Here is a 5,022-nt window from a genome sequence, read left to right on the forward strand (position 1 = left end):
AACCGCGTTGCACCAAGGCTTGGTTGTACTGCTGCCAGTTGCTGATCTTGTGCTTGGACTTGCCCATCTGATGCTCTCGGAGACTGCGCTACAGGATCAGATCACCGAGATGACAGATAGTTCCCCGATTTGAGCAACAAGGCCCCTGGAAGCCGCAATGCTGTTCAGATAAGCACTTTTTTGACTGATTATTCATAAATTGGATTTGAGTTGAGGGGGCAAGGCTGTGTCCAGTCGATCTTCCTCCAGCCTTTATCCAGCGGGGCTTGCAATAGAAAGAGGGAGGCATCATGCCTCCCTCGCTTTTTTGTCCTGATACTACGTGGACTGGAACTCAAATTCTCTTAAGTGAACAGCATTGCCCTGGAAGCCGATGTTTTTGATTAATCCTTTTGTTAACACAGAATGTTCCTTTATTTAGCAATTACTCACACTTTTACAGCGTAAATGACCACCCAGAGCGTCAAATCCTCTCCATTGCTCTGGCGGTGCGCTTTATCTCATATTTGCTCCCCGTTTTACATCAGAATCCGTTAACGAAATGCATTGATAACTTTATGAGAAAGTAAAGCCTCAAAATAGACACGGCTGTTTTTGCTCCTTTTACCATGACAACATCCAAAACAGTGTGCTACGTTGGCTCTGCAAACGTGCATACAGGGAAGAAAAGATGCTGAAAGTTAACGAGTATTTTGACGGAAATGTTAAATCCATCGGTTTCGAGCAAAAAGGTGAGAAAGCTACCGTTGGTGTGATGGAAGCGGGCGAGTACCTGTTCAATACCGCCGCCCCGGAGCGCATGACGGTGATCAAGGGCGCCCTCACCATCCAGCTGGCCGACGAAGATGAGTGGCACACCTACCAGCAGGGAGAATCCTTCGACGTGGCCGGTCACTCCTCCTTCAAGCTGGAAGTGAAGATCGCCTCCGCCTATCTGTGCGAGTTCCTCGACTGATGTATCACGGGCGCCATGGGATGCCGAGCGGTTCCCCCATGGCGCGTCTCTCCCGCGCCCATTTCCCTACCGCCATCACACCCCGCTATCTCCCCCCTTTTCAACGACTACAAAAAATTTACAATGTTTAGACGAAATCCATAATTGGAGTACGTCATGATCAGTGTCTTCGACATGTTTTCCATCGGGATAGGCCCCTCCTCCTCCCATACCGTGGGACCGATGCGGGCCGCCTGCGCCTTCATCCAGACCCTCAAAGCGAACGCACTCCTCTCCCGTACCGGACGCGTCGTCGTCGAGTGCTACGGCTCACTGGGCCAGACCGGCAAGGGGCACGGCACCGGCAAGGCCATCATCCTGGGACTGGCCGGATTTGAACCCGAATCCGTGGACATCGAGGCCATTCCCGCCTTCCTCGCCCAGGTAGAGCAGACCCAGACCCTCTGCCTTGGCGGCGAGCAACCCAGCGAATTTCCCCGCATCGGCGCCATCCTCTTCAATCGACGCAAGACCCTTCCCGCCCACTCCAACGGCATGACATTACGCGCCTATGAGGGTGACACCCTTGTGTTCGAACAGACCTACTACTCCATCGGGGGCGGTTTCATCATCGAGGAGAGTCACTTCGCCAACGCCCGGGAAGAGGCGGCCCGCTTCGATGCTGCCCACCCCATCCCCTATCCCTTCGAGAGCGGCGCCGAGCTGCTGGCACAGTGCCAGGAGAGCGGCCTCTCCATCTCGGGGTTGATGCTGGCCAACGAGAAGGTGTTTCGCTCGGAAGCGGAGATCAAGGCCGGGCTTCGCAAGATCTGGCAGGCGATGCAGGGGTGTGTGGAGCGTGGCTGCAAGAGCGAGGGGGTGCTGCCAGGCGGCCTCAAGGTCAAGCGCCGGGCTCCCGCCCTCTATCGCCAGCTCTGTGGCGAGACCAATTTCAACAAGGATCCGCTGATGGTGATGGAGTGGGTGGATCTCTTTGCGCTGGCCGTCAACGAGGAGAACGCCGCCGGGGGCCGGGTGGTGACGGCGCCGACCAACGGCGCAGCGGGCATCATCCCCGCGGTGTTGCACTATTACGATCGCTTCGTGCGCAAGGTGGATGACGAGCTGCTAATGCAGTACTTCCTCACCGCTGCCGCCATCGGCATCCTCTACAAGAAGAATGCCTCCCTCTCGGGGGCCGAGGTGGGCTGTCAGGGCGAGGTCGGCGTGGCCTGCTCCATGGCCGCTGGAGCCCTGGCCGAGCTGCTGGGCGCCAGCCCCGCCATCGTCGAGAACGCCGCCGAGATCGGCATGGAGCACAATCTCGGGCTGACCTGTGATCCCGTCGGTGGTCTGGTGCAGGTGCCCTGCATCGAGCGCAACGCCATGGGTGCAGTCAAGGCGATCAATGCCGCCCGCCTCGCCCTGCGCGGCACCGGCGAGCACAAGGTGTCGCTGGACAAGGTGATCAGAACCATGTGGGAAACCGGCAACGACATGAAGACCAAGTACAAGGAGACCGCCCGGGGCGGCCTTGCCGTCAACATCACCGAGTGTTAAGCCTCTGTGATAAAGCCGCATATGGCACTCGAATACCCGGCATCGCCGGGTATTTTTTTGCAAAACGTTTGTCTGGCGCTTAACAAAATGGATAACCATCAAAATAAATTTTATACTCGCGCCACGAATTCAACAAAAATAGATCTGTTTCAACTTTTTTTAGGCATTGAACCGTTACACTGTGGTTATCCGGTTCCCTGGCCTTTGTGATGACAGACCCGTCCCATGGATCCCTTTTCTGCGAGTGGGCATGGCGCCCCCTTCTACCCTGAGGTAATTGTTACATGATCAGCGTTTTTGATATCTTCAAAATCGGTGTTGGCCCCTCCTCTTCCCACACTGTCGGCCCCATGAAGGCAGCCAAACAGTTCGTGGATGAACTGCGTGCTGGCGGCAAGATCCGTGACATCACCCGGATCCAGGTCGATGTCTATGGCTCCCTCTCCTGGACCGGCAAAGGCCACCACACGGATACCGCCATCATCATGGGTCTGGCGGGCAACCTGCCGGAGAACGTCGACATCGACGCCATCCCCGAATTCATCTCCCGCGTGGAGCAGACCGGTCGTCTGCCCATCGGCCTGCACTGCCACACCGTCAGCTTCCCCAAGGGCGCCATGATCTTCCATGACGAGGCCCTGCCCCTGCACGAAAACGGCATGAGGCTGACCGCCTTCATCGAAGATGACGCCGTCTACAGCAAGACCTACTACTCCATCGGCGGTGGCTTCATTGTCGACGAAGAGAACTTTGGCAAGGGTGACAGCGGCGACATGTCCGTCAGCTATCCCTTCAAGAGTGCCGCCGAGCTCATCGCCCACTGCAGCCAGAGCGGTCTCTCCATCTCCGCCCTGATGATGGAAAACGAGAAGTGCTTCAACACCCCGGAAGAGATCTACAAGAAGCTTGGCAAGATCTGGACCACCATGCGGGAAGGGATCGAGCGCGGCTGTCGCACCGAGGGCGTCCTCTCCGGCCCGCTGCGCGTACCGCGCCGCGCCGCGCCGCTCTACCGCCAGCTGACCACCAACGAGAACCTCTCCAACGATCCCATGAACATCGTGGACTGGGTCAACATGTTCGCCCTGGCGGTGAGTGAAGAGAACGCCGCCGGTGGCCGCGTCGTCACCGCGCCGACCAACGGCGCCGCCGGCATCATCCCCGCCGTGCTGGCCTACTATGACAAGTTCATCCAGCCGGTGGGCCGCGACGAGTACACCCGCTTCTATCTGGCCGCTGCCGCCGTCGGCATGCTCTACAAGATGAACGCGTCCATCTCCGGCGCCGAAGTGGGCTGCCAGGGTGAAGTGGGCGTCTCCTGCTCCATGGCCGCCGCCGGCCTGACCGAGCTGATGGGCGGCAGCCCCGAGCATGTCTGTGAAGCCGCCGAGATCGGCATGGAACACAACCTGGGTCTGACCTGCGACCCGGTGGCCGGCCAGGTACAGGTACCCTGCATCGAGCGCAATGCCATCGCCGCCATGAAGGCGGTCAACGCCTCCCGCATGGCCCTGCGTCGCACCTCCAAGCCGCGTGTGTCGCTGGACAAGGTGATCGAGACCATGTACATCACCGGCAAGGACATGGACTCCAAGTACCGCGAGACCTCCCGCGGTGGCCTGGCCATCAAGGTGATGCAGGTCGCCTGCGACTAACGCCGAGTCGCGATGACATGAAAAAAGCGGGATATATTCCCGCTTTTTTTTTGGTCGCGATTTAAAGGGCAGCGTTCGTGGATAAAGGGAGGCCGACAAGGGATAAAAAGAGACGGGCATATCACCTCCACCCGTTCGCCGTGACAGGAGAACGGGGGAGAGCTATTTCACGATGCGATCGGCCAGGGTACCGACGGCCACCACGAAATAGGGGGAGCGATTCCAGTGACGCAGTACCCGGTAATTCTCATAGGCAAGGTAGCTTCGCCCGTGAATATCGTCGGGGCGGATGAGGGAGGCCTGCATGTCGACCGCAGGCAGAGGTGAGCCGTCCTGCTGGCGAACCCCGAGGGCCTGCCAGGTCGCCAGGGACTTGCGGGTCTCAAGCCCCAGCAAGGCGGGGTCCAGACGCTCTGGCACCCTCACCCGCCGTCCCCAGGTCTGGTCTTCGCGCCAGCCGTTCTGGCTCAGATAATTGGCAGCCGATCCAAATACATCCGCCAGATTGCCCCAGAGATCCTTCTTGCCGTCCCCGTCCTGATCCACCGCGTATCGCAGGAATGACGAGGGCATGAACTGCACCTGCCCCATGGCCCCCGCCCAGGATCCCTTGAAGTTGGCGGGGTTCACATGTCCCTGCTCCAGAATGCGCAGGGCATCGAACAACTCGCCTTTGAAGAAGGCTTCACGGCGACCGTCCCAGGCCAGGGTCGAGAGAGAAGAGATAAGCCGACATTCCGCACCTGATTTAGGAATAAATTTGCCGATAGCGCTCACCCAATACCTCCAAAATGATCTGCTGGTCTCCTGTTAGCTCCGTTACTTGTGGCGGAGCTTCTCCCAGTCGATATTCATGGATGCCACCAAAGCGCA

Annotated in this window: 3 protein-coding genes and 1 pseudogene; 3 read left to right on the top strand and 1 reads right to left on the bottom strand. The window is 58.5% G+C overall.

Features of this window, described 5'->3' with window-relative positions:
• The first annotated feature begins 670 nt into the window (after positions 1–670).
• The 3 genes from J9889_RS16540 (at position 671) to J9889_RS16550 (ending at position 4,149) form a co-directional block, all read left to right on the top strand.
• Complete coding sequence (locus J9889_RS16540) at positions 671–955, top strand: pyrimidine/purine nucleoside phosphorylase (RefSeq protein WP_010674653.1); 285 nt, start codon at positions 671–673, stop codon at positions 953–955.
• A 156-nt stretch (positions 956–1,111) separates the two neighbouring features.
• Positions 1,112–2,494 carry an L-serine ammonia-lyase gene (locus J9889_RS16545; protein WP_010674652.1) on the top strand — a complete coding sequence of 461 codons (1,383 nt, stop codon included), beginning with the start codon at positions 1,112–1,114 and terminating at the stop codon, positions 2,492–2,494.
• 284 nt (positions 2,495–2,778) lie between these two features.
• A complete protein-coding gene (locus J9889_RS16550) occupies positions 2,779–4,149 on the top strand; it encodes an L-serine ammonia-lyase (RefSeq protein ID WP_039039104.1) in 1,371 nt (456 codons plus the stop codon).
• A gap of 162 nt (positions 4,150–4,311) precedes the next feature.
• Here the strand turns inward: J9889_RS16550 and J9889_RS16555 are convergent.
• Positions 4,312–4,878 (bottom strand): annotated as a pseudogene (locus tag J9889_RS16555) (lytic murein transglycosylase); the annotation flags it as partial.
• Between the last annotated feature and the right edge of the window lie 144 nt (positions 4,879–5,022).

Origin of the sequence: Aeromonas sp. PrichA-15, assembly GCF_017939245.1 — a bacterium.
Classification (GTDB): domain Bacteria; phylum Pseudomonadota; class Gammaproteobacteria; order Enterobacterales; family Aeromonadaceae; genus Aeromonas; species Aeromonas caviae.